Source organism: Kluyvera sp. NPDC087067, assembly GCF_044745165.1.
GTDB lineage: Bacteria > Pseudomonadota > Gammaproteobacteria > Enterobacterales > Enterobacteriaceae > Kluyvera.
Genome location: NZ_JBIUZS010000004.1, coordinates 170,406 through 195,506, shown reverse-complemented (window position 1 = coordinate 195,506; position 25,101 = coordinate 170,406). Strand labels below are relative to the sequence as shown.

At 53.2% G+C, this 25,101-nt stretch carries 23 protein-coding genes; 13 read left to right on the top strand and 10 right to left on the bottom strand.

Features of this window, described 5'->3' with window-relative positions; all coding sequences use genetic code 11:
* The first annotated feature begins 30 nt into the window (after positions 1–30).
* On the top strand, positions 31–1,731 hold the full coding sequence (locus ACIPDS_RS12505; RefSeq protein ID WP_400736065.1) for an SgrR family transcriptional regulator: 1,701 nt from the start codon (positions 31–33) through the stop codon (positions 1,729–1,731).
* Between the two features lie 67 nt (positions 1,732–1,798).
* Positions 1,799–2,494, top strand: a complete 696-nt coding sequence (gene queC / locus ACIPDS_RS12500; RefSeq protein ID WP_400736062.1) for a 7-cyano-7-deazaguanine synthase QueC — start codon at positions 1,799–1,801, stop codon at positions 2,492–2,494.
* A 291-nt stretch (positions 2,495–2,785) separates the two neighbouring features.
* Here the strand turns inward: queC and ACIPDS_RS12495 are convergent, their stop codons facing one another.
* The 9 genes from ACIPDS_RS12495 to bolA form a co-directional block, all read right to left on the bottom strand.
* A complete protein-coding gene (locus ACIPDS_RS12495; protein WP_061282103.1) occupies positions 2,786–3,184 on the bottom strand; it encodes a YbgC/FadM family acyl-CoA thioesterase in 399 nt (132 codons plus the stop codon).
* A 103-nt stretch (positions 3,185–3,287) separates the two neighbouring features.
* Positions 3,288–3,665, bottom strand: a complete 378-nt coding sequence (locus ACIPDS_RS12490) for a helix-hairpin-helix domain-containing protein (protein WP_400736058.1) — start codon at positions 3,663–3,665, stop codon at positions 3,288–3,290.
* 150 nt (positions 3,666–3,815) lie between these two features.
* Entirely contained in the window at positions 3,816–5,687 is a 1,872-nt protein-coding gene (gene ppiD / locus ACIPDS_RS12485) for a peptidylprolyl isomerase (RefSeq protein ID WP_400736054.1), read from the bottom strand.
* A gap of 212 nt (positions 5,688–5,899) precedes the next feature.
* A complete protein-coding gene (gene hupB / locus ACIPDS_RS12480) occupies positions 5,900–6,172 on the bottom strand; it encodes a nucleoid-associated protein HU-beta (protein ID WP_153743509.1) in 273 nt (90 codons plus the stop codon).
* Positions 6,173–6,381: 209 nt separating this feature from the next.
* Positions 6,382–8,736: an endopeptidase La gene (lon, locus tag ACIPDS_RS12475; protein WP_062773871.1), complete on the bottom strand. Its 2,355-nt coding sequence runs from the start codon at positions 8,734–8,736 to the stop codon at positions 6,382–6,384.
* A gap of 183 nt (positions 8,737–8,919) precedes the next feature.
* A complete protein-coding gene (gene clpX / locus ACIPDS_RS12470; protein ID WP_166514689.1) occupies positions 8,920–10,194 on the bottom strand; it encodes an ATP-dependent protease ATP-binding subunit ClpX in 1,275 nt (424 codons plus the stop codon).
* A gap of 134 nt (positions 10,195–10,328) precedes the next feature.
* Positions 10,329–10,952 (bottom strand): ATP-dependent Clp endopeptidase proteolytic subunit ClpP, encoded by a 624-nt coding sequence (clpP, locus tag ACIPDS_RS12465; RefSeq protein WP_166514688.1) that lies wholly within the window; start codon positions 10,950–10,952, stop codon positions 10,329–10,331.
* Between the two features lie 230 nt (positions 10,953–11,182).
* Positions 11,183–12,481, bottom strand: coding sequence for a trigger factor (gene tig, locus ACIPDS_RS12460; RefSeq protein ID WP_166514687.1), 1,299 nt, complete (start codon positions 12,479–12,481; stop codon positions 11,183–11,185).
* Positions 12,482–12,815: 334 nt separating this feature from the next.
* Entirely contained in the window at positions 12,816–13,133 is a 318-nt protein-coding gene (gene bolA / locus ACIPDS_RS12455) for a transcriptional regulator BolA (protein WP_062773878.1), read from the bottom strand.
* A 299-nt stretch (positions 13,134–13,432) separates the two neighbouring features.
* On the opposite strand from bolA, the gene ACIPDS_RS12450 reads away from it, so the two are divergent.
* The 8 genes from ACIPDS_RS12450 (at position 13,433) to ACIPDS_RS12415 (ending at position 21,267) form a co-directional block, all read left to right on the top strand.
* The gene (locus ACIPDS_RS12450; RefSeq protein WP_166514686.1) at positions 13,433–14,011 is read left to right on the top strand and encodes a lipoprotein; all 579 of its coding nucleotides are present in this window, start codon (positions 13,433–13,435) and stop codon (positions 14,009–14,011) included.
* Between the two features lie 46 nt (positions 14,012–14,057).
* A complete protein-coding gene (ampG, locus tag ACIPDS_RS12445) occupies positions 14,058–15,533 on the top strand; it encodes a muropeptide MFS transporter AmpG (protein ID WP_400736045.1) in 1,476 nt (491 codons plus the stop codon).
* A 472-nt stretch (positions 15,534–16,005) separates the two neighbouring features.
* A complete protein-coding gene (gene cyoA, locus ACIPDS_RS12440) occupies positions 16,006–16,953 on the top strand; it encodes a cytochrome o ubiquinol oxidase subunit II (RefSeq protein WP_166514684.1) in 948 nt (315 codons plus the stop codon).
* A 19-nt stretch (positions 16,954–16,972) separates the two neighbouring features.
* Positions 16,973–18,964: a cytochrome o ubiquinol oxidase subunit I gene (cyoB, locus tag ACIPDS_RS12435; protein WP_166514683.1), complete on the top strand. Its 1,992-nt coding sequence runs from the start codon at positions 16,973–16,975 to the stop codon at positions 18,962–18,964.
* On the top strand, positions 18,954–19,565 hold the full coding sequence (locus ACIPDS_RS12430) for a cytochrome o ubiquinol oxidase subunit III (protein ID WP_062773885.1): 612 nt from the start codon (positions 18,954–18,956) through the stop codon (positions 19,563–19,565). The genes cyoB and ACIPDS_RS12430 overlap by 11 nt, the downstream gene beginning before the upstream one ends.
* A complete protein-coding gene (locus ACIPDS_RS12425; RefSeq protein WP_062773886.1) occupies positions 19,565–19,894 on the top strand; it encodes a cytochrome o ubiquinol oxidase subunit IV in 330 nt (109 codons plus the stop codon). The genes ACIPDS_RS12430 and ACIPDS_RS12425 overlap by 1 nt, the downstream gene beginning before the upstream one ends.
* An 11-nt stretch (positions 19,895–19,905) precedes the next feature.
* Positions 19,906–20,793 carry a heme o synthase gene (gene cyoE / locus ACIPDS_RS12420; protein WP_166514682.1) on the top strand — a complete coding sequence of 296 codons (888 nt, stop codon included), beginning with the start codon at positions 19,906–19,908 and terminating at the stop codon, positions 20,791–20,793.
* 318 nt (positions 20,794–21,111) lie between these two features.
* On the top strand, positions 21,112–21,267 hold the full coding sequence (locus ACIPDS_RS12415) for a Hok/Gef family protein (protein WP_400736038.1): 156 nt from the start codon (positions 21,112–21,114) through the stop codon (positions 21,265–21,267).
* Between the two features lie 82 nt (positions 21,268–21,349).
* On the opposite strand, the gene ACIPDS_RS12410 is transcribed toward ACIPDS_RS12415, so the two are convergent.
* A complete protein-coding gene (locus ACIPDS_RS12410; protein ID WP_400736035.1) occupies positions 21,350–22,108 on the bottom strand; it encodes an IclR family transcriptional regulator C-terminal domain-containing protein in 759 nt (252 codons plus the stop codon).
* Positions 22,109–22,260: 152 nt separating this feature from the next.
* On the opposite strand from ACIPDS_RS12410, the gene ACIPDS_RS12405 reads away from it, so the two are divergent.
* The 3 genes from ACIPDS_RS12405 to ACIPDS_RS12395 are packed head-to-tail and all read left to right on the top strand — an operon-like array spanning position 22,261 to position 25,090.
* Complete coding sequence (locus ACIPDS_RS12405; RefSeq protein ID WP_400736032.1) at positions 22,261–23,082, top strand: shikimate dehydrogenase family protein; 822 nt, start codon at positions 22,261–22,263, stop codon at positions 23,080–23,082.
* Complete coding sequence (locus tag ACIPDS_RS12400) at positions 23,079–24,773, top strand: FAD-dependent oxidoreductase (RefSeq protein ID WP_400736029.1); 1,695 nt, start codon at positions 23,079–23,081, stop codon at positions 24,771–24,773. The genes ACIPDS_RS12405 and ACIPDS_RS12400 overlap by 4 nt, the downstream gene beginning before the upstream one ends.
* On the top strand, positions 24,770–25,090 hold the full coding sequence (locus ACIPDS_RS12395; protein WP_395596753.1) for an NIPSNAP family protein: 321 nt from the start codon (positions 24,770–24,772) through the stop codon (positions 25,088–25,090). The genes ACIPDS_RS12400 and ACIPDS_RS12395 overlap by 4 nt, the downstream gene beginning before the upstream one ends.
* The last annotated feature ends 11 nt before the right edge of the window (positions 25,091–25,101 follow it).

Genomic DNA, 25,101 nt, shown 5'->3' with positions numbered 1-25,101 from the left:
AATAGTTAATATTTATTGTTCCGGGTTTATATGCGACTGTTAAATCGTTTGAATCAGTTCCAGCGCCTGTGGCAGCCGTCGCAGGGGGAAGCGCAACAGGTGACCATCGCCGAACTGGCAGAGCGCTGTTTTTGTAGCGAGCGTCACGTGCGCACGCTACTGCGTCAGGCGCAGGAGGCAGGCTGGCTCACCTGGCAGGCGCAGTCCGGGCGCGGCAAGCGCGGGCGCTTGACGTTTCTTACCGCGCCGGAAACGCTGCGTAACGAGATGATGGAAACCGCACTTAATCGCGGGCAACAGCACAACGCCCTGGAGCTGGCGCAGATCGCGCCGGTAGAACTGCGGGCGCTGCTGCATCCGTTTCTGGGCGGCCAGTGGCAAAACAATACGCCCACGCTGCGTATACCTTACTATCGACCGCTGGAGCCTCTACAACCTGGTTTTCTGGCCGGGCGCGCCGAACAACATCTTGCCGGACAAATTTACTCCGGGCTCACCCGCTTTAACCGGGAAGCCTCTCAGCCACAGGGCGATCTGGCGCACCACTGGTCGGTTTCAGCCGACGGGTTATGCTGGCAATTCTATATTCGCTCAACGCTGCATTGGCATAATGGCGATGGGGTGGAAACCGATCAGCTTCGCCGCCGTCTGCTGATGCTGCTGGCGCTGCCTGAACTGTCGAGATTGTTCTCAAGCGTCCGGGAGATTAGCCAGACGCATCCCCAGTGTCTGACCTTTTCCCTGCATCGCCCCGATTACTGGCTTCCCCATCGGTTGGCAAGCTATTGCAGCGTGCTGGCGCATCCGGACGATCCACAACAGGGCACCGGCCCTTTTATGCTTAAGATTTTTGAACCAGAACTGGTGCGGATAGAGAGTCACCATCGCTATCATCACAGCCACCCATTACTGCAAGCAATTGAATACTGGATAACCCCGCAGCTCTTTGAACAAGGTTTGGGAACCAGCTGCCAGCACCCGGTACAAATCGCGATTGGCAAGCCTGAGGAGCTGGGGAAATTGCGGCTGGTGAGTCACAGCATCAGCCTTGGATTTTGTTATCTGGCGCTGCGCCAGAGTCCACGCTTGAGTAAAGCGCAAGCGCAGCGAGTCATCGCCTTGATTCACCGCTCCGGGCTGCTGCAAAGCCTGCCGCTGGGTGAAAACCTGATTACCCCCAGCGAAGAGATGCTGCCCGGCTGGGCCATCCCGCTACCCCACGAAAATAGTGATGTATCTCTGCCCGCCAGCCTGACTCTCATCTATCATCTGCCCGTTGAACTGCACACGATGGCGGAACAACTTAAGGGGGCGCTGGCAAAACTGGGCTGCGACCTGACGGTGATTTTTTACGACGCGAAAAGCTGGAACGGTTGCTCGGACCTTCCGCAGGCCGATCTGTTTATGGGTGACCGGCTTATTGGTGAAATGCCGGAATATGCGCTTGAGCAGTGGCTACGCTGTGATGCGCTGTGGCCGGCGCTGTTTACCGATGCCCAGGCGCTGCGTGTGCAGAACGCGCTGGATGAAGCACAGGCCGAGCCCGATGATGAACGGCGTATTGCCGCGCTGAAGCATCTTTTTACTCATCTGATGCGCGATGCCATTTTGACGCCGTTATTTAATTATCAATATCAAGTTAGCGCCCCTCCGGGGGTTAACGGCATTCACCTGAACGCCCGCGGCTGGTTTGATTTTTCCGAGGCCTGGCTACCGCCAGCCTCTCGCTGAAGAAGCTGGTCGACGCAGCGCGCAGGCGTTACCATAACGGCCTTTAGAGTCACAGACAGGAAAAGCCATGAAACGTGCCGTTGTCGTCTTTAGCGGTGGACAAGATTCCACTACATGCCTGGTGCAGGCGCTGCATCAATATGATGAAGTGCACTGCGTCACGTTTGATTATGGTCAGCGCCATAGCGCTGAAATTGAGGTCGCCCGTGAGCTGGCTATTACGCTTGGCGCACGCGCGCACAAGGTGCTGGATGTCACGCTATTAAACGAACTGGCCGTCAGTAGCCTGACTCGCGATAGCATTCCAGTACCTGATTACGAACCTGACGCCAACGGTATTCCGAATACCTTCGTCCCCGGACGTAATATTCTGTTTCTGACGCTGACGGCCATTTATGCCTACCAGGTGCAGGCTGAAGCCATCATTACCGGCGTGTGTGAAACTGACTTTTCCGGCTACCCGGACTGCCGCGATGAGTTCGTGAAAGCGTTGCATCACGCGGTAAGTTTAGGGATGGCGAAAGATATTCGATTCGAAACGCCGCTGATGTGGCTGGATAAAGCACAAACCTGGGCGCTGGCGGACTACTGGGGCAAGCTCGACCTGGTGCGTAGCGAAACCCTGACCTGCTACAACGGCATTAAGGGCGACGGCTGCGGTCATTGTGCGGCGTGTAGCCTGCGCGCTAATGGATTGAACCATTATCTGGCGGATAAGCCGGGTGTGATGGCGGCGATGAAGCAGAAAACGGGGCTAAAATAAGCCCGGCGTTATTCCCGGCGGCGCTTGAGCTCGCCCGTGTAAACCCGGCGGCGCTGCGCTTGGCCGGGCTACAAATGTACATACAGGTAGCCCGGGTGACAAAGGCTACTGCACGTAGCCCGGGCAAGGCGTTTACGCCGCCCCCGGGACAGATAGCCCGGGTCACAAACACTACTCCACCGTAGCCCGGGCAAGGCGTTTACGCCGCCCCCGGGGCTGGTAGCCCGAGTCACAAACACTACTCCACCGTAGCCCGGGCAAGGCGTTTACGCCGCCCCCGGGGCTGGCACATCACTCAACCATCGCTTCCAGGTGCTCCCGCAACTCCCCTTCCAGCGCCAGCGCCTTCTGCGTTTTCAGGTCGATACACACGAAAGTAATCAGCGCATCGGCAACCACCTGGCCTTCAGGCTCAAGCGTCACCACCTGGCTTAGCACGCCGCTTTTCCCATTGAGCTGCTCGACTTTACTGGTTACCGTCAGCAGATCGCCAAGCACCGCCGGACGACGGTAGTTAATGTTGATGTTTACGACAACAAAGGCGATGTGGTTCGCACTCATCCATTGGAATCCCGCACTGCTTTCCAGACCATCCCAGCGAGCTTCTTCAAGAAACTCCAGATAACGAGCGTTGTTGACGTGTTGATAGACGTCCAGGTGATAACCGCGAACTTTGATTTGTGTCTGCATAGCGCCATAGCCTTATTATTTTAAATAGAGTCAGAGGTCACACCACTGGTATGACCTCTTTAGTCTGGCAAACTTTCAGACGAGTGCAAACATGACGGATAAATTAAAGCGTGAGGTGTGCCAGATTTCGTTCAACCAATGAGTTGCCCATCCCCGGCACCTGCTTGAGATCGTCCAGCGTTTTAAACGGGCCGTACTCTTCGCGATAGCTGACGATAGCCTGCGCCTTCTTAAGCCCAACGCCGTTCATCGCCAGGGCGAGTGCCTCCGCCGTCGCCGTGTTGATGCTCACTCGGGTACCTTCATCGTCCGCTGCTTTCACACTGGCAGAAGCCTTTGCCTGTTCCCCCGACGCTTCGCTGGCTTTGGTCTGGACGGCCTGCGCTTTTGCAGAAGAGGACTGCGCGGCATGAACACTGGCACTCATTCCGGCACATGCCAGTACAGCCGCCATAACACACATTTTGATTCCACATTTCATGCTGATTTTCCTTGTTAGTTGATAGCAAGGAAACCATAACGGCTGTGGTAAAACCGTTCAAAAGGCAGATTTTAAATGTGGAAAAGGCCGCGAAAGCGGCCTTTGTGGTGTACAACGCCTTACAAATTTTTGCGAGGCGTGTTCCGATTATTACTGCTGTTCGATGATGTCGCCGAACTTAATTTTCGCGGATTGACGCAGGTTGTTCATCAGCGCTTCGAAAGCAACCTGGGCGTTATTCTGGGTAATCCCCTGCACCATCGCTTTTTTCTGCGCTTCTGGCATTTCGCCGGCTTTCACTTCATCCAGGGCCAGCAGAACCACGTTACCCTGCATATCGTTGCCGATACCATAGCTTGGCTTATCTTTCTGCGGCAGTGGCAGTGCGAAAGCAGCCTGGCTCAGCGGATCCTGGCCTGCGCGGCTCAGGGTTTTGCTAGCGCTAAAGCTCAGACCAGCCGCTTTCATGGCGTCGTCGCCTTTACCGTCTTTCAGCGCTACCAGCAGCTTCTCAGCATCCAGTTTGGCCTGCTGCATCGCTTTGTTGTGCTTAACGATATCCGTCACCTGTGCTTTCACATCCGCCAGCGGTTTCACCGTTTCGGCTTTATGTTCGCTCACGCGCAGGATAAAGGCACGGTCACCGTCAACGGTGATGATGTCGGAGTTGCTGCCCGGCATACCGTTTTCGCCCACCAGGCCGCCGTTAAAGATAGCGTCTGAGACCGGTTTGAAATTCAATTCTGCCGGCAGAGAGCTGCGATCGAACCAGCCCGTCTCAACGGCTTTCACACCCGCGGCCTGCTCGGCACCTTCCAGAGAGCTGTTATCGTTGCTAGCCGCGTCACTCACCTTCTGCTGCAGCGCGTAATACGCATCAAGAGACTTCTCTTGCTTCACTTTGTTGGCGATATCGTTACGCACGTCCGCCAGCGGTTTCAACTGTGAAGGCTGAACATCGTCCAGACGCACCACCAGGTAACCCACGGAGGATTTAATCACGCCAGACAGCTGGCCTTTTTCTTTCAGACCGGCATTTTTCAGCTCGTCAGGCGTAGTGGACTCTTCAAGCCACCCCATGTCGCCGCCGTTACGTGCAGAGATAATGTCTGACGATTTTTCTTTTGCCAGTGCGGCAAAATTACCGCCTTTGTTCAGCGCGTCGAGGACGGCTTTCGCATCGGCTTCTGTCTTCGTCTGAATCACGCTGTAGCGGTTACGCTGCGGCTGAGTGAACTGATCTTTATGTTCATCGTAATAAGTCTGAATTTCGTCATCAGTGACATCGTGCTTCATCGACGCCGCATCCAATTTGATGTAGCTGATACGGAACTGTTCCGGCGCCACGAACTGGCCTTTATTCTGTTCGTAGTAACTCGCGACTTCCGCGTCACTCACCTGCTGTTTTGCCGCCAGCGCATTAACATCGATGGTCGCTTCACGCACCAGACGCTGCTGAGCCACCAGCGCTGCCAGCTGTTCGGTTTCGCCCGGCAACATGAAGTCGGTGCCAGCAACAGCGTTTACCAGCTGCTGAGTGGTTAACTGGTTACGTAACGCCTGAGCGTACTGGTCAGCGGTCATGCCCATTTGATTCACCAACGCGTTGTAGCGGGTGTTATCAAATTTGCCTTCGCTCTGGAACGCTGGAGTCGCGAGGATCGCTTTACGCACTTGTTCATCGCTGATGCCAAGACCTAAGTGCTTCGCATACTGATCCAGCAGCGCTTCATCGATCAGACGATTCAACACCTGCTGGCGCATAGATTTGATGTAATTCTCGTTAGCGGCCAATTCTGAGTACTGGTCGCCAAGCTGCTGCTGCATGCGGTTACGCTCGCTGGCAACAGCATTTTCAAACTGGCCACGGCCAATTTCCTGGTCGTTTACTTTTGCGGCGTAATTATTGTTACCGCCGATCAGATACCCACTCACGCCGGTCAAAATGAACGACACGATAATGAGACCGAAAATGACTTTGATCACGACGCTATTGGCTGCCGTGCGTAAATTGTCCATCATGGTGTAACAACACTCCGCTGTAGGTGACAAATACCTCGAGCAGCATAGCACGTGATGGCCGCTGCGCGTGAGGCCGTATTGTGACAAGAAACCGGGGTGGTTGTCAGCACACACCGTACATAAACGCCTAAAACGCCGCATTCAGGCATAAAAAAAGGCACATCAGTCGATGCGCCCTTATACTTTGCCACATTCCCGTTACGGGAAAGGGATCAGTTTACCGCGTCTTTCAGTGCTTTACCTGCACGGAATGATGGTACTTTCGCCGCAGCGATAGTGATCTCTTTACCGGTCTGAGGGTTGCGGCCAGTACGGGCAGCACGCTCTTTGACAGCAAAGGTACCGAAACCTACCAGTGCAACGTCATCCCCAGCTTGCAGAGATTCAGTAACAGAAGCAATTAAAGCATCTAACGCACGTCCAGCTGCAGCTTTGGAGATATCCGCGCCAGCAGCAATTTTGTCAATCAGTTGAGATTTGTTCACTGTTCTCTTCCTCTCTTTATTATTTATATCGCACCGGAATCCTTCGCGGCACAATCGCGGAGCAGTTATATCAGGACTACCATGCCCTTACAACACCCGTTGTCGACGACACACCTGCCAGCCGTCTAAATTAGCGAGACAAAAAAAGGCTGGCAAGTGAGTTTATGCTTGCCAGCCTCATATTTATTATCGCTCTTTGCGCGAGGTCACTATTTTGCGCTTACAACCTGCATTCCGCTTGGTTCATTTTGCAGCGCCAGAGCCAGAACTTCCTCAATACGCTTCACAGGATGAATCTCAAGATCGGCGAGAACGTTGTCAGGAATCTCTTCCAGATCGCGTTTGTTCTCGTCAGGAATCAGAACTGTCTTAATGCCGCCACGGTGTGCTGCAAGCAGTTTTTCCTTCAGACCACCGATTGGCAGCACCAGGCCACGCAGGGTGATTTCACCCGTCATTGCCACGTCTGCGCGCACCGGGTTACCGGTCAGACAGGAAACCAGCGCGGTACACATCGCGATACCGGCGCTTGGGCCATCTTTCGGCGTTGCCCCTTCCGGTACGTGAACGTGAATGTCGCGTTTTTCGTAGAAATCAGGGTTAATACCCAGTTTTTCCGCACGCGCGCGCACCACGGTCAACGCAGCCTGAATGGACTCCTGCATCACTTCACCCAGAGAACCGGTGTAGGTCAGCTTGCCTTTACCCGGTACGCAGGCGGTTTCGATGGTCAGCAGATCGCCGCCCACTTCCGTCCACGCAAGCCCTGTAACCTGACCCACACGGTTTTCTTCGTCCGCACGACCGTAGTCGAAACGCTGAATGCCGAGGTAGTCATGCAGGTTATCGCCGTTAATCTCGATGTGTTTAAGCGTTTTATCCAGCAGCAGCTGTTTCACCGCTTTACGGCACAGTTTCGAGATTTCACGTTCCAGGCTACGCACGCCCGCTTCGCGAGTGTAGTAACGAATAATGCCAACAATGGCGCTATCGTCTACCGTCAGTTCGCCTTTTTTCAGCGCATTACGTTCAATCTGCTTCGGCAACAGGTGACGTTTGGCAATGTTCAGCTTCTCGTCTTCGGTGTAACCGGACAGACGAATCACTTCCATACGATCGAGCAATGGTGCCGGAATGTTCATGGAGTTTGACGTTGCCACAAACATCACATCGCTGAGATCGTAATCCACTTCCAGGTAGTGATCGCTAAACGCCACGTTCTGTTCTGGATCAAGAACTTCCAGCAGAGCAGAGGCCGGGTCACCGCGCATGTCCGAAGACATTTTGTCGATCTCATCCAGCAGGAACAGCGGGTTTTTAACCCCCACTTTCGCCATTTTCTGGATAAGTTTACCCGGCATAGAGCCGATGTAGGTACGACGGTGACCGCGAATTTCCGCTTCATCACGCACGCCGCCCAGCGCCATACGAACGTATTTACGTCCCGTGGCCTGCGCAATGGACTGACCCAGAGAGGTTTTACCCACCCCTGGAGGCCCTACCAGGCACAGAATTGGCCCTTTGAGCTTGTTCACACGGCTTTGTACCGCGAGGTACTCAAGAATGCGGTCTTTGACGCGCTCAAGGCCGTAGTGGTCGGTATCGAGGATTTCCTGCGCCTGACGAAGGTCTTTTTTAACCTTGCTGCGCGTGTTCCACGGCACCTGCACCATCCAGTCGATATAACCACGAACCACGGTCGCTTCCGCTGACATCGGTGACATCATTTTCAGCTTCTGCAGTTCAGCTTCGGTTTTCTCTTTCGCTTCTTTCGGCATTTTCGCGGCGTCGATCTTGCGCTTCAGCGCTTCGTTCTCGTCCGGGACTTCATCCATTTCGCCGAGTTCTTTCTGAATCGCCTTCATTTGCTCGTTCAGATAGTACTCACGCTGGGATTTTTCCATCTGCTTTTTGACGCGGTTGCGAATGCGTTTCTCAACCTGCAGCAGATCGATTTCCGATTCCATCATCGCCATCAGATATTCCAGGCGCTCGTTGATGTCAGACATCTCGAGAACAGACTGTTTATCTGCCAGCTTCAGCGGCATGTGCGCGGCGATGGTGTCCGCCAGGCGTGCAGGGTCGTCAATGCTGTTAAGCGACGTCAGCACTTCTGGTGGGATTTTCTTGTTCAGTTTGATGTAACCCTCAAACTGACCGATTGCAGTACGCACCAGCACTTCCTGCTCGCGCTCTTCAATCGCTGGCGACTCCAGGTACTCTGCTTTCGCAGAGAAGTGCTCACCGTTATCGGAAAGCGTGGAGATGCGCGCACGCTGCAACCCTTCGACCAGTACTTTGACCGTACCGTCCGGGAGCTTCAGCATTTGTAAAATAGAGGCCACGGTCCCGACGGTGAAAAGATCGTTTACACCCGGCTCATCCGTTGAAGCATCTTTCTGCGCGACCAGCATGATTTTTTTATCATGATCCATGGCCGCTTCCAGACAACGGATAGATTTTTCCCGCCCTACAAATAAGGGAATGACCATGTGCGGATAAACCACCACATCGCGCAGCGGCAATACGGGGATTTCAATGCGTTCAGAACGCTCAGGATTCATAGAGCTCTCTCTTAGTTTAGTGTCCGCCAGGTAAGCTGGCCGTGTGACTGTGCTTCACACAACCATTAACATGTAACCAGTATATGGGGATGTATTCCACACATTCAACGCTATGAATCAGGAAAAATAAAAGGGGAGATAAAATCCCCCCTTTTTCATTAACTGATTGTATGAACTGGTGAATTATTCGCCAGATGCCTGCTGTGCTTCCGGCTTGCCGTAAATCAGCAGCGGCTCGCTCTGACCCGCAATCACCGATTCGTCGATAACCACTTTTTCGACGTCTTCCATAGAAGGCAGATCGTACATGGTCTCAAGCAGCGCCGCTTCTACGATTGAACGCAGACCACGCGCACCGGTTTTACGACTCATCGCTTTCTTGGCGATAGCGTCCAGCGCTTCATCACGGAATTCCAGATCCACGCCTTCAAGATTGAACAGCGCCTGGTACTGCTTGGTCAGGGCGTTTTTCGGCTCTTTGAGGATCTGAATCAGCGCGTCTTCGCTCAGCTCAGTCAGCGTAGCGACAACCGGCAGACGACCGATAAACTCAGGGATCAGACCAAATTTGATCAGATCTTCTGGTTCAACCTGGGTCAGCAACTGGCCTTCGCTGGCTTTATCGCTTTTCGATTTCACCGTTGCACCAAAGCCAATACCTGAACCGGTTTCAACGCGGTTGGCGATCACTTTATCCAGACCGGCAAATGCACCGCCACAGATAAAGAGGATCTTCGAGGTGTCAACCTGCAGGAATTCCTGCTGCGGATGCTTGCGTCCACCCTGCGGAGGAACGGCAGCCACGGTGCCTTCGATAAGCTTCAGCAGAGCCTGCTGTACGCCTTCACCGGACACGTCGCGAGTAATCGACGGGTTGTCAGATTTACGCGAGATTTTGTCGATTTCATCGATGTAAACAATACCGCGCTGCGCTTTCTGTACGTCGTAATCGCACTTCTGCAGCAGTTTCTGAATAATGTTTTCAACGTCTTCACCCACATAACCGGCTTCGGTCAGGGTTGTTGCATCCGCCATGGTGAACGGAACGTCCAGCAAGCGCGCCAGCGTTTCCGCCAGCAGCGTTTTACCAGAACCGGTTGGGCCAATCAGCAGAATGTTACTTTTGCCAAGCTCAACGCCGTTGCTGGTATCGCCATTACGCAGACGTTTGTAGTGGTTATATACCGCGACAGCCAGCACTTTTTTCGCCTGTTCCTGACCGATGACGTAGTCATCAAGGTGGTGACGAATTTCGTGCGGTGTTGGCAGCGCGCTGCGTTCGCGATGCGGCGCTACCTCTTTAATCTCTTCGCGAATGATGTCGTTACATAAGTCGACACATTCGTCGCAGATATACACGGATGGGCCGGCGATGAGCTTACGCACTTCGTGCTGGCTTTTGCCGCAAAAAGAGCAGTACAACAATTTGCCCGAGCCATCTTTGCGTTTATCTGTCATGAGTCAAAACCTCTTTTTAAGTTCTTTGTGCCGCATATGACGACGCAAATGCCATTCTTAAGCGCAAGCTGCTACGCAAGCGTTGTGCCGCCCTTAGTATTATATACCTTGCAGCAGCACGTGCCGTCATGACATTAGTTACGCTGACTCAAAATTGAATCAACCAAACCATACTCCACCGCTTCAGAGGCAGACAGGAAACGATCACGTTCGGTGTCGCTTTCAATCTGCTCCAGAGATTTGCCAGTATGGAGCGCCATAAGCTCGTTCATGCGCCCTTTCACTTTCAGGATCTCGCGAGCGTGGATTTCAATATCCGTCGCCTGGCCCTGATAACCGCCCAGAGGCTGGTGAATCATCACGCGGGAATTTGGTAAGCAGAAACGCTTACCTTTTGCGCCTGCCGTCAGCAGGAACGCGCCCATTGACGCCGCTTGCCCCATACAAATGGTGCTGACGTCCGGCTTGATAAACTGCATGGTGTCATAAATTGACATCCCTGCTGTGATCACGCCGCCAGGGGAGTTGATGTACAAGTAGATGTCTTTTTCCGGATTTTCTGCTTCCAGAAACAGCATTTGCGCCACAATCAGGTTTGCCATGTGGTCTTCCACCTGACCGGTCAGAAAGATGACGCGCTCTTTCAGCAGACGGGAGTAGATATCAAAAGAACGTTCGCCACGTGAGGTCTGTTCAATGACCATCGGCACCAGGGCCATGTGGGGTGCAAAGTTATCTCGTTCGCCACTGTATGACATTTCCGTCTCCTGGATAAAAAATAATATAGCCACAGCATTCTGATTATAGAGATGCGGCGAGTGATTCGTTTCCCCAGTAATGGGTACGATCTTACCCTATTTCAAGCATAACAATATTTTGTTGTTACGCTAACACTGAAAACGGCTTTAGTTGGCTATCAGTGCAATAAAAAAAACCCGTCACCAGAAGGCAACGGGTTTTTCACGAAACCATAAACCGGAAAGCGAAATTACGCCTGCTGGTTCATCAGTTCGTTGAAGGAAGTTGCTTTTTCAGTCACTTTCGCTTTTTCCAGAACCGCTTCAACAGCCTGTTCTTCCAGAGCGACGCTGCGCATGTTTTCCATCAGCTCTTTGTTTTTGCTGTAGAATTCAATAACTTCTTTCGGATCTTCGTAAGCAGAAGCCATCTCTTCGATGAGGGTAGCAACGCGTGCTTCGTCAGCTTTCAGCTCGTTGGTACGAATGACTTCGCCCAGCAGCAGACCGACAACAACGCGGCGTTTAGCCTGCTCTTCGAACAGTTCGCGAGGCAGTTCCATCGCTTGCTGCTGGTTGCCACCGAAACGCTGTGCAGCCTGACGGCGCAGTACGTCGATTTCGCTGTCAATCAGGGCAGCAGGAACGTCGATTTCGTTAGCCTGTACCAGACCTTCGATTGCCTGAGTTTTAACGCGGTTACGTACCGCAGCTTTCAGTTCGCGGTCCATGTTTTTACGGACTTCAGCACGCAGACCTTCAATTGAACCATCTTCCACGCCGAAACGTTTGATGAAATCAGCAGTCAGCTCTGGCAGTTCACGCTCTTCAACTTTCTTCAGGTTGATAACGAACTTAGCCGCTTTACCTTTCAGGTTTTCAGCGTGATATTCTTCTGGGAAGGTCACGTCGATGGTGAATTCTTCACCCGCTTTGTGGCCTTTGATACCGTCTTCAAAGCCTGGGATCATACGACCCTGGCCCATTGCCAGTACGAAATCAGTGGCTTTGCCGCCTTCGAATTCTTCGCCGTCTACAGAGCCGGAGAAGTCAACGGTAACACGGTCTTCAGCGTCAACTGCGCCGTCTTTGTCTTTCCAGTTTGCCTGCTGCTTACGCAGAGTGTCCAGCATGCCGTCAACGTCAGCTTCGGTCACTTCAACAACCGGTTTTTCAACTTCGATAGCGTCCAGACCTTTCAGTTCAACTTCTGGGTACACTTCGAATTCAACGGCGTAAGTGAAGTCTTCACCCAGTTTGTATTCGCCTGGAACGTAGTTCGGTGCGCCAGCTGGATTGATCTTCTCTTTGATGATCGCATCAACAAAGTTGCGGCTCATCAGGTCACCCAGCACGTCCTGACGCACGGAAGCGCCATAACGCTGAGCAACAACATTCATTGGTACTTTACCTTTACGGAAACCGTCAATGCGTACTTTTTTCGCGACGTTGACCAGCTCGCTTTTTACAGCGTTCTCGATGCTGTCAGCAGCGATAGTAATCGTTACACGGCGGCCAAGGCCCTGAGTGGTTTCAACTGAAACTTGCATCTTGTTACCTCAAAAAAATCACAGTGCTCGGTCAACTCTGAATCGTGCCTTGCAGTACCGGGACGTTATCTTTAAACCAGAAACACATTCCCTGTAGCCAGAATCATCCCGAAGACATTCCGAAAAATAAGACGCGCATTATAGCGGCATCACTTTTATGAGTCGAGAACGGTTATCACGCGTTGCTGCGGCATTTTTCACAATTCCCGGCTATTTTTTGTCTGAATACTGTCGCTTGCGTGCAAAATTCAGACAAAACAAAACGGCCCGCAGGCCGTTTTCTCATAATCTGTACGCAACATACTGGAAAAGTTCCGTGTTGCAAATGCCTTTTCTACGCGATGGTGCCTGCACCACGACATGGCGGCGAAGCAATGACGGTATCCTGCAAACCTTCCCACTCTTTTCGCGTGTAAGTATGTAATGCCAGCGCATGTACGGTGGACGCAAACTCCTCTGTCAGGGTGCCATAGATCATCCGGTGACGGTTAAGGAAGCGTTCCCCGGTAAACTTGTCGCTGACCAACACAACTTTAAAGTGGCTCTCAGAGCCTGCCGGTACGTTGTGGCGGTAACTTTCATCAACAACTTCCAGGAACACAGGATCAAACGCTGCCCTTAATTTTTCTTCGATTCGTTCACGCATCATCATGATATTACTCCTTCGACAACGTTAAGATGCCGCCTATCCCTTTAAATGTTAGCCGCTTTCGCTAACTTCATTACGCAAAGGTAACAAAAAAATAGCGTTCACCCCATTTTATTTGTCAAGTAGATGAAGTTAACGCCTTTTACAATCCGCGCTCATCTGAAATTCGCCCTGAAATTGTCCGTAAGCGCATAAAAACGTCAAGGCGATGAAATTACATGCATTGCCTACTTCCCCTGGCCGTTGGCAATGTTATGATGGCGGGGATTTTTAAGTAAACCATGCGTTTTGAGACCCCTGACATGTTAAAAAAAATCCTCTTCCCTTTGGTTGCACTGTTTATGTTGGCTGGATGCGCGACGCCTCCGACGACCGTTGACGTGTCGCCTAAAATTACGCTGCCTCAGCAGGATCCAAGCTTGATGGGCGTTACCGTCAGCATCAATGGCGCCGATCAGCGTCAGGATCAGGCGCTGGCTAAAGTGACCCGTAATAATGAACTGGTCACGCTCACGGCTTCCCGCGATCTGCGCTTCCTGATGCAAGAAGTACTGGAAAAGCAGATGGCTGCGCGCGGTTATATGATTGGTCCAAACGGTGCGGCTAATCTGCAAATCATCGTAAGCCAGCTGTATGCGGACGTTTCCCAGGGTAACGTGCGTTACAACATCTCGACCAAAGCAGACATCGCGATTATCGCGACAGCCGCTAACGGTAACAAGATGACCAAAAACTACCGCTCAAATTATTCCGTTGAAGGCGCGTTCCAGGCCTCTAACAAAAATATCTCTGACACGGTTGATAGCGTACTCACCGATACCATCGCGGATATGTCTCAGGACACCACCATCCACGACTTTATCAAACAGAACGCGCGTTAATCCCGTCGCAGACCCGGCCTCAGGCCGGGTCTGAACATGAATGACTATGTCTGCTCACTATCTGCGTATTTTTCAGCAACCCAAATCAGCCATTCTGCTGATTCTTGGCTTTGCCTCCGGTTTACCGCTTGCCCTCACCTCCGGGACGCTACAGGCGTGGATGACGGTCGAAAACATCGATCTGAAAACCATCGGTTTCTTTTCGCTTGTCGGTCAGGCGTACGTCTTTAAGTTTCTCTGGTCTCCAGTCATGGACCGCTATACGCCGCCGTTTTTAGGGCGTCGTCGCGGCTGGCTGCTGACAACCCAATGTTTATTGCTCCTGGCCATTGCGGCGATGGGCTTTCTCGAGCCGACATCACAACTGCGCTGGATGGCCGCGCTGGCGGTGGTTATCGCGTTCTGCTCGGCGTCACAGGATATTGTTTTTGATGCCTGGAAAACTGACGTCCTTCCTACGGAAGAACGCGGGGCTGGAGCCGCCATCAGCGTGCTGGGCTATCGCCTGGGGATGCTGGTTTCAGGTGGCTTAGCGCTGTGGCTGGCCGATAAATGGCTTGGCTGGCAGGGCATGTACTGGCTGATGGCTGCACTGCTGGTGCCGTGTATTATCGCAACACTGCTGGCGCCCGAGCCCAGCGATATTGTCCCGGTGCCCAAAAGCCTTGAGCAGGCAGTGGTGGCCCCGCTAAAAGATTTCTTTGGCCGCAATAACGCGTGGCTTATCCTGCTGCTGATTGTGATGTACAAACTTGGCGATGCTTTCGCCATGAGCCTCACCACCACGTTTTTGATCCGTGGCGTGGGCTTTGATGCGGGTCAGGTTGGGATGGTGAATAAAACCCTCGGCCTGTTTGCCACCATCCTCGGCGCCCTTTACGGCGGGGTATTAATGCAGCGCCTGACGCTGTTCCGTGCGCTGCTTATCTTCGGCATTCTGCAAGGGGTATCGAACGCCGGATACTGGATGCTGTCAGTCACCGATAAGCATATCTATTCAATGGCCGCCGCCGTTTTCTTTGAAAATCTGTGTGGTGGTATGGGCACCGCCGCTTTTGTGGCGCTGCTGATGACCTTGTGCAACAAATCATTCTCCGCCACGCAATTCGCCCTGCTCTCAGCCCTCTCGGCCGTTGGCCGGGTTTATGTTGGCCCGATTGCTGGCTGGTTTGTCGAAGCTCACGGCTGGCCGACGTTTTATCTGTTCTCGGTAGTTGCTGCTGTACCCGGTATTTTGCTGCTGCTGGTTTGCCGTCGCACGCTTGAGTATACGCAAGATACCGAGCTGTTTATGCCGCGCACCGCCTATAGCGGCGGTTATCGATTAGCCCTGCGTTTATTGCTGATTGGCGCTGTGCTTGTGGGTATCTGGCTGCTGATGCTGATAGCCAATGCACTCGATATCACCACCCTGAACGGGGCCGGAATGGTACTGGAAGCAGGTGTGCTGGTTGCCTTTGCCGGGATTATGATTGGCTGCATGTTAGATTATCTGGCGATGCGCAAGGCACATTTGCAGTGAGTACGATAAAAATACTGTCGATACGCTGTAATCACGATACGTAATAATAACTACCACGTCGTATATTAAAAAAAATATTTGTGCTTTTGTGCCCTTAAAAATTCTGGAAATTATTGGAAGGTCTTCACTGAGCGTTATTTCATTAAACGATTCAGCATCCTTCCAATTAATTTTTCGTTTTTAAATTGTCTATTATTTGATGATTAATTGTTAATTATTTGTATATTTTCGGCAATGGTTATACCAATTGCCCTTTTTACCCCTCGTTCATTCCCCCTTTCGTTATAACACCCGTCAAATGGGCTTTCAGCCTGAAATGTAGACATATTTAGCAACATCTGTGACAGGTGCGGCAGAACCCGGTAACACCTCGCTGACAGAGCACCAATGATGTTTACAGTAATGTAACCTTCCCGTAAAATGCCCACACACTTTAAACGCCACCAACACCCCGTGGAATTGAGGTCGTTACATGAGACTCAGGAAATACAATAAAAACTTGGGATGGTTGTCATTAATCGCCAGCACTGTATTACTCAGTGGTTGTGATTCTGCGCTACTTGACCCCAAAGGACAGATTGGACTGGAGCAGCGTTCGCTGATACTGACGGCTTTTGGCCTGATGATGATCGTCGTGATTCCCGCCGTCTTAATGGCAGTCGGTTTTGCCTGGAAGTACCGTGCAAGCAATAAAGATGCGAAGTACAGCCCTAACTGGTCACACTCCAACAAAGTTGAAGCTGTGGTCTGGACAGTGCCTATCCTTATCATCGTATTCCTCGCCGTACTGACATGGAAAACGACTCACGCCTTAGAACCTAGCAAACCGCTGGTTCATGACGAGAAGCCTATCACTATCGAAGTCATTTCTATGGACTGGAAATGGTTCTTCATCTACCCAGAGCAGGGCATTGCTACCGTTAACGAAATCGCCTTCCCGGCGAACGTTCCGGTGCAGTTCAAAGTGACCTCTAACTCGGTGATGAACTCCTTCTTTATTCCGCGTCTGGGCAGCCAGATTTACGCCATGGCCGGTATGCAGACCAACCTGCATCTGATCGCTAACGAACCAGGTATCTACGACGGTATTTCTGCAAGTTACAGCGGCCAGGGCTTCTCGGGTATGAAGTTCAAAGCAATTGCAACGCCTGATCGTGCAACGTTCGACCAGTGGGTCGCGAAAGCGAAACAATCGTCTAACACCATGGACGACATGGCGGCATTCGAGAAAGTGGCTGCACCGAGCGAATATAACAAGGTGGAGTACTTCTCCAGCGTGAAACCTGATTTGTTCAAAGATGTGACGAGCAAGTTTATGGATCACGGCAAGAGCATGAACATGTCCAAACCAGAGGGCGAGCACGCAGCGCATGAAGGAATGGAAGGCATGGACATGAGCCACGCGGAATCCGCTCACTAAGGGGCCGAGGAAGAATACGATGTTCGGAAAACTTACACTGGATGCAGTGCCGTACCACGAACCCATTATTATGGTTACCGTGGCGGCGATTATCGTCGGAGGACTGGCGATTGTTGCTGCGCTCACTTACTTCGGTAAGTGGTCCTATCTATGGAAAGAGTGGCTAACTTCGGTTGACCACAAACGCCTTGGCATCATGTATGTCATCGTCGCAATCATCATGCTGCTGCGCGGCTTTGCTGATGCCATCATGATGCGTAGCCAGCAGGTGCTGGCTTCAGCCGGGGAAGCAGGCTTCCTGCCGCCTCATCACTACGATCAGGTCTTTACCGCCCACGGCGTTATTATGATCTTCTTCGTGGCGATGCCGTTCGTTATCGGTCTGATGAACCTTGTGGTTCCTCTGCAGATCGGTGCGCGCGACGTGGCGTTCCCGTTCCTGAACAACCTGAGCTTCTGGTTCACGGTTGTCGGCGTGATTCTGGTTAACCTGTCATTGGGCGTAGGTGAATTCGCGCAGACCGGTTGGCTGGCTTATCCGCCTCTATCGGGAATAGAGTACAGTCCGGGCGTAGGCGTCGATTACTGGATTTGGGCATTGCAGCTCTCCGGTATCGGTACGACCCTGACCGGTATTAACTTCTTCGTGACCATCATCAAGATGCGTGCACCAGGAATGACGATGTTCAAGATGCCGGTATTTACCTGGGCATCTCTGTGCGCCAACATCCTGATTATCGCCTCCTTCCCAATTCTGACGGTTACTGTCGCGTTGCTGACCCTGGATCGCTATCTGGGCACCCATTTCTTCACCAATGATATGGGCGGCAACATGATGATGTACATCAACCTGATTTGGGCCTGGGGTCACCCGGAAGTGTACATTCTGGTCCTGCCTGTCTTCGGCGTATTCTCCGAAGTGGCGGCAACCTTCTCGCGTAAACGCCTGTTTGGCTACACCTCACTGGTGTGGGCGACCGTGTGTATTACCATCCTGTCGTTCATCGTTTGGCTGCACCACTTCTTTACCATGGGTGCTGGCGCGAACGTAAACGCCTTCTTTGGTATTACCACCATGATTATCGCCATCCCTACCGGGGTGAAGATCTTCAACTGGTTGTTCACTATGTATCAGGGTCGCATCGTCTTCAACTCTGCGATGCTGTGGACCATCGGCTTTATCGTGACCTTCTCGGTTGGCGGTATGACCGGCGTTCTGCTGGCGGTTCCAGGTGCTGACTTCGTGCTGCACAACAGCCTGTTCCTGATTGCGCACTTCCATAACGTCATCATCGGCGGTGTGGTATTTGGTTGCTTCGCAGGTCTGACCTACTGGTGGCCGAAAGCCTTTGGTTTCACGCTGAATGAAACCTGGGGTAAACGCGCCTTCTGGTTCTGGATCATCGGTTTCTTCGTGGCATTTATGCCGCTGTACGTGCTGGGCTTTATGGGTATGACCCGTCGCCTGAGCCAGCAGATTGATCCGCAGTTCCACCCAATGCTGGTTATTGCCGCGTGCGGTGCAGCACTGATTGCCTGCGGTATTCTGTGCCAGCTGATTCAGTTCTACGTGTCTATCCGTGACCGCGAGCAAAACCGCGATCTGACCGGTGACCCGTGGGGCGGCCGTACGCTGGAGTGGGCTACCTCCTCTCCTCCTCCGTTCTATAACTTTGCCATTGTGCCGCACATTCATGAGCGTGATGCATTCTGGGAAATGAAAGAGAAAGGTGAAGCGTACAAGCAGCCAACTCAGTATGAAGAAATTCATATGCCGAAAAACAGCGGTGCTGGCATCGTGATTGCCGCCTTCGCAACGGTATTTGGTTTCGCCATGATCTGGCATATCTGGTGGATGGCAATTGCCAGCTTCGCAGGCATCATCATCACCTGGATTATCAAAAGCTTTGACGAGGACGTGGATTACTACGTGCCGGTGGCGGAAGTCGAAAAACTGGAAAATCAGCATTTCGATGAGATTTCTAAGGCAGGGCTGAAAAATGGCAACTGATACTCTGGCGCATAACGCCCACGCGCATGAACACGGGCATCACGATACAGGGCCGATGAAGATCTTCGGTTTCTGGATCTACCTGATGAGCGACTGCATTATCTTCGCCACGTTGTTCGCCACCTATGCCGTTCTGGTGAACGGCACGGCAGGCGGCCCGACCGGTAAAGATATCTTTGAACTGCCGTTCGTTATGGTTGAAACCGCACTGCTGTTATTCAGCTCCATCACCTATGGCATGGCGGCTATCGCCATGTACAAAAACAATAAGAGCCAGGTTGTCTCCTGGCTGGCGCTGACCTTCCTCTTCGGGGCAGGGTTCATCGCGATGGAAATCTATGAATTCCATCATCTGATTGTTGAAGGTATGGGCCCGGATCGCAGCGGCTTCCTGTCAGCGTTCTTCGCGCTGGTCGGTACGCACGGTCTGCACGTGACCTCCGGTCTTATCTGGATGGCGGTGCTGATGGTGCAGGTTTCCCGTCGCGGCCTGACCAGCACTAACCGTACCCGTATCCTGTGCCTGAGCCTGTTCTGGCACTTCCTGGACGTGGTATGGATCTGTGTGTTCTCCGTTGTTTACCTGATGGGGGCAATGTAATGAGTCATTCTACTGAAAGCAGCGGCGCTTCCCACGGCAGCGTGAAGTCCTACATGACAGGATTTATCCTGTCTATCATCCTGACGGTTATTCCGTTCTGGATGGTGATGTCAGGCAGCGCGTCGCATGCGGTAATTCTGGGGACCATTCTGGTCACCGCTGTGGTGCAGATTGTTGTACACCTGGTGTACTTCCTGCACATGAACAGCAAGTCTGACGAAGGCTGGAACCTGACCGCATTTGTCTTTACCGTGATAATCATTGCCATCGTAGTAGTCGGTTCAATCTGGATTATGTGGAACCTGAACTACAACATGATGGTTCACTAAGAGCGGCGAGTATGTTTAAGCGATACCTGCAAGTTACGAAGCCTGGCATCATTTTTGGCAACCTGATCTCCGTGATCGGCGGTTTCCTGCTGGCCTCCAAAGGCCACATCGATTACCCGCTGTTCGTCTGGACGTTGATCGGCGTGTCTCTGGTGGTCGCCTCGGGTTGTGTTTTCAACAACTACATCGATCGTGACATCGACCGTAAGATGGAACGTACGAAGAACCGAGTGCTGGTTAAGGGACTGATTGCGCCAAAAACGTCGCTGGTCTACGCCACTTTGCTGGGTCTCGCTGGCTTCATGCTGCTGTGGTTCGGTGCCAATCCCCTCGCCTGCTGGCTTGGGGTGATGGGCTTTGTGGTTTATGTCGGCATCTATAGCCTGTACATGAAGCGCCACTCTGTCTACGGCACGTTGATTGGTTCTCTCTCCGGCGCTGCGCCGCCGGTGATTGGCTATTGCGCCGTTACGGGCAACTTCGACAGCGGTGCATTGATTCTGCTGGCGATCTTCAGCCTGTGGCAGATGCCTCACTCCTACGCTATCGCGATTTTCCGCTTCAAGGATTATCAGGCAGCGAACATCCCGGTTCTGCCGGTGGTGAAAGGCATTGCAGTAGCAAAAAACCACATCACGCTGTACATCGTGGCGTTTGCCTTAGCGACCCTGATGCTCTCATTGGGCGGTTACGCCGGGTATAAATACCTGGTGGTTGCCGCGGCGGTGAGCGTCTGGTGGCTGGGCATGGCGCTGCGCGGTTACAAAGTGGAAGATGATAAGGTCTGGGCGCGCAAGCTGTTCGGTTTCTCAATCATCGCCATCACCGCGCTGTCCGTCATGATGTCCGTCGACTTTATGGTGCCGAGCTCACAGAACTTGTTAGCTTACGTCTGGTAAGACAAGAGCTGTTCCTGAAAAACCCTGCTTCGGCGGGGTTTTTTATTGCCTGAAGAACGGTCATGAACCTGGTATTGATGAATTCCGAATTATTGGCATGCTCAGCGGTTAGGCAGCAAGGTCAGGGAATATCAGGTATAGAATCGCGGCGGGTGCTTGAGACTATCTGTCTTGAGCATGATGTGAAAGGCAGATAGACGAAAGCCCCAGATAACATTCAGCGTCCGGCAAGACGCTTAACATTAATCTGAGGCCCCTAAATGCACAACAACATTAGGTTAGCCTCTTACCGACCTTCGGGTCAAGGAGAAGTAGGCTATGCAACGGAACAAGGTCATGATTGTTGTCCTGATCGTCCTGTGTATTACCGTCGTGATGTCGGTACTGGTCACACGCAAAGATCTTTGCGCGGTCCGTATCCGCAGCGGGCATACGGAGGTCGCCGTCTTCACAGCCTACGAATCTGTTAAGTAAGAGACCCGGCGGGGAGAAATCCCCGCCACTCTTGATGTTGGCCGGTATTCTCAACGCACCCGATTTTTTAAACTGGCTAAAGTTAGCTCACCAGCATTGCCTGTGCGCTATAAAGCAAATCCAGATGATCGCGGCACAGCGCGTCGATAGAAGTCCGGGACTGATGGCTGGTCAAACTCAGTGCCCCCCAATACAGCCCTTCCCTGTCGGCAAGGGGTACTGCAATCACCAGCATGCCAATCTCAAACTCCTGTTCAATCGTGGCATATCCCTGACGTCGTACCTGCGCAATACACGCCATTAACGGGGCCACCTCCGTTATCGTATACGGCGTGCGCTGCTCGCGGGTTATGCGTTGTAATACCGCCTCACACTCCGCTTTCGGTAAAGACGCCAGCCATAAACGACCGCCGGCGGTGCAGTGGATCGGCACTCGCTCGCCCAGACGCACGGAAGTGGAGTTAAACGGCGTGTGCTTACTACGCGCAATATAGACCAGTTCGTTATCATCAATGACCCCGACGGAAGCGTGTTCTTCCGTGCGGCTGGCCACATATTCAACTATCGGACGCACCATACGCGGAAACTGGGCCGAATCCACATAGGCCTGCCCGAGCCGGAGATTTTTTGCCGTCAGCCAGTAGTAGCGGCCATCAGTCGCAAGATAGCCGTCATGTACCAGCGTCAGAAAAAATCGTCGGGCGGCGCTTTGGGTAAGGCCACTCATTTTTGCCGCCATCGGTACCGTTAAGCGGGGATTCGCCTTCGAGAAAAGCTGGATTAACGCCAGCCCCTTTTGCAGCCCAACAATCAAATCGCGCTGATGAATCTCGTTTTGCATAGTCGTTCACACTTTTGCAACATTAAGGGTCATTTACTGCGATTATCGCACTGTTGGTGCGATTAACAACCAACCTGTCCGAATTCTGCGTTGTCGCTCACCGCTTCCGTTGAAATACTCAAGCAACACTTAGTTAACAATTGAGGTGAGCAATGGTCAGTGGATTTACGCAAGTGGTCGCCGTTATCGGACATCCTATTACCCAGGTGAAATCGCCAGAAAACTTTAACCACTTTTTTGCCAGCCAGAAGATGGACAAAGTGATGATTCCGGTCGATATCGCGCCAGAGGCCGTTGCCGACTACCTTAATGCCCTTCGCGGCTGGCAAAACATGAGCGGTATCCTTGTCACCGTACCGCACAAACAGCGCGTTGCCGGGCTACTCGATTGCCTGACGCCTCGTGCACGACATCTCAATGCGGTGAACGTGGTGCGCAAACTGGCGGACGGGCGGCTTGAAGGCGACATGCTGGACGGCGTCGGCTTCCAGCGCGCAGCCGCAGCACACGGTTTCCAGCCGGCGGGCAAACGTGCGCTGCTCTCCGGGTGCGGAGGAGTCGGTAGCGCCATTGCCTGGGGTTTATGCGAAGCTGGTATCCAGCAACTTGCGCTTTATGACCGCGATGATGCCACCCGTCAGCGTCTGGAAAACCGCCTGGCAACTCACTTCCCCAATGTGCACTTGAGCGCCCTTCCTGACTCGCTGACCGAGATCGATCTGCTGGTCAACGGCTCACCCGCCGGAATGGCAGGCTTTGACGCGCTGCCGTTACCTCCGTCACTTCTGGAAACCTTAGCGCCAACAACCCATGTTGCCGATGTCGTGACAGCTCCGGTGAATACTCCGCTGCTGGCCTTTGCCCATGAACGTGGGTGCAGCACGCAAACCGGCCCGGAGATGGCGCTGGCGCAAATGCAGCTGATGGGACAATTCATCGGTGCGATTCCATCACCCCATGAGGCCACCGCATGAAAAGCTGGGATGTTATCGTCATTGGCAGCGGCGCAGCCGGCTTTGCCGCTGCCGTAACCGCCTGCTGTAAAGGGCTGTCCGTGTTGATGCTGGAAAAAGCCCCGCACTTTGGCGGCACTTCGGCTATCTCCGGCGGCGCCGTGTGGATCCACGATACCGATCAGGCGCGAAAACTGGGGAAAAGCGGCGCTCCTGAAGACATCAAAACCTACCTGTGCACGATTATCGGTGAGGCTAACTATCGTCCAGAACTGGTAGATGCCTTTGTCTGTGCCGGACGAGAAGCGCTGGCGTTTCTGGAGCAGGAAGGCGCGGTGAAGTACAGCCTGCGCCCCCTGTCACCGGACTATTATCCCAATGAGCCCGGTGCGGTTGACGTGGGACGCGCCCTGGAAGTCGTAGAGTACGACGGCCGCGAGCTGGGTGAGCACTTCCGTACCCTGCGCGCTCCGCCGCCGGGGATGTTGCTATTTGGCGGCATGATGGTCAACCGCGTGGATATCCAGCACTTTCTTGATATACGCCGCTCCTGGCGGTCGCTGCGTCACTGTAGCAAATTATTGTTACGCTACGGTCGCGACCGGATGCGCCATCATCGCGGTACTCGTCTGGCGATGGGCAATGCGCTGATAGCACGCATGGCGACGCTCGCGCTGCGAAAAGGGCTGGAGCTTAAGCTTAACGTGACGGTAAAAGCGCTCACGGAGCAGGACGGGCAGGTCACCGGCGTGGTCGTTGAGCAGGAAGGAAAAGCTTTAACGCTGCACGCCCGACGCGGCGTGGTCCTCGCGGCAGGCGGTTTTGCGGCAGGGCAGATTGCGCCACAATTTCGTCCTGCAACCCAGCAACACTACACCATGTCACCGGACACCAACGACGGCGCTGCGTTTCAACTGGGAATGTCGGTACATGCCCAGCAAGGCGCCGACTTGCCTTCCAACTTTTTCTGGGCCCCGGTTTCGGTATTACGTCATCCAGATGGCCGGGAAGAACGTTTCCCGCACCTGGTGACCGACCGCGCCAAACCTGGAGTGATTGCCGTAAACCAGCGCGGTATGCGCTTCGTAAATGAATCTAACTCCTATCATCACTTTGCCAGCGCCATGCAGCAACAGGCAGAAAACGCCCCTTGCTTCTTACTTTGTGACGCCCTGGCGATGAAAAGCTACGGCCTCGGGCTTGCGCGTCCAGCGCCGGTCAACAACGACGCGCTGGTCAGCGCCGGATATCTCTATAAAGCCCAAAGCCTGCGCGAGCTCGCCCAGCAGATAGGCGTTGACCCACAGCAACTCGAACAGACCGTCGCCCGCTACAACCGCGATGCACAAAACGGTGAAGATTCGGCATTCCACAAAGGCGGCAACAGCTATAACCGCGCGATGGGCGATGCCGCACACCGGCCCAACGCCTGTAATGCCCCGCTGGTGAATGCGCCGTTTTACGCCGTCAAACTTTTTACCGGTGATTTAGGGACTTCCCGAGGGCTTGTTACCACCGCCAACGCGCAGGTGGTCAATCAGCAAGGGAGCCCTATCGGCGGGCTGTATGCCGTAGGCAATGATATGGACTCCATTATGGCCGGCACCTATCCCGGGCCGGGCATTACGCTTGGCCCGGCGCTCACCTTCGGCTACCTCGCGGCCATCCACATGACACAACAATCCCCACAAACCTCAGGAGAAACATCATGATCTATGAAAAACGCACTTATACCATCAACCCACTGAAAATGGCCGACTGGTTAGCCCTGTATAAAAGTGATGCCTATGCGGTGCAGACGGAACATCTTGGCAAGCTGATTGGCTTCTTCTTTACCGAGATTGGCGTGGTGAATCAGGTGGTGCACATCTGGGCATACGAGAGTCTGGATGATCGCCTGGTGCGCCGCGCGCGCATGTCGCAGGACGAGCGCTGGTTAACCTTTTCGCGCAAAAATCGCGAACTGGCGGCGGTCGAGCGTCTGGAGTCGGTGCTGATGCGGCCGACCGATTTCTCTCCGCTGCAATAAGGAATCAGACG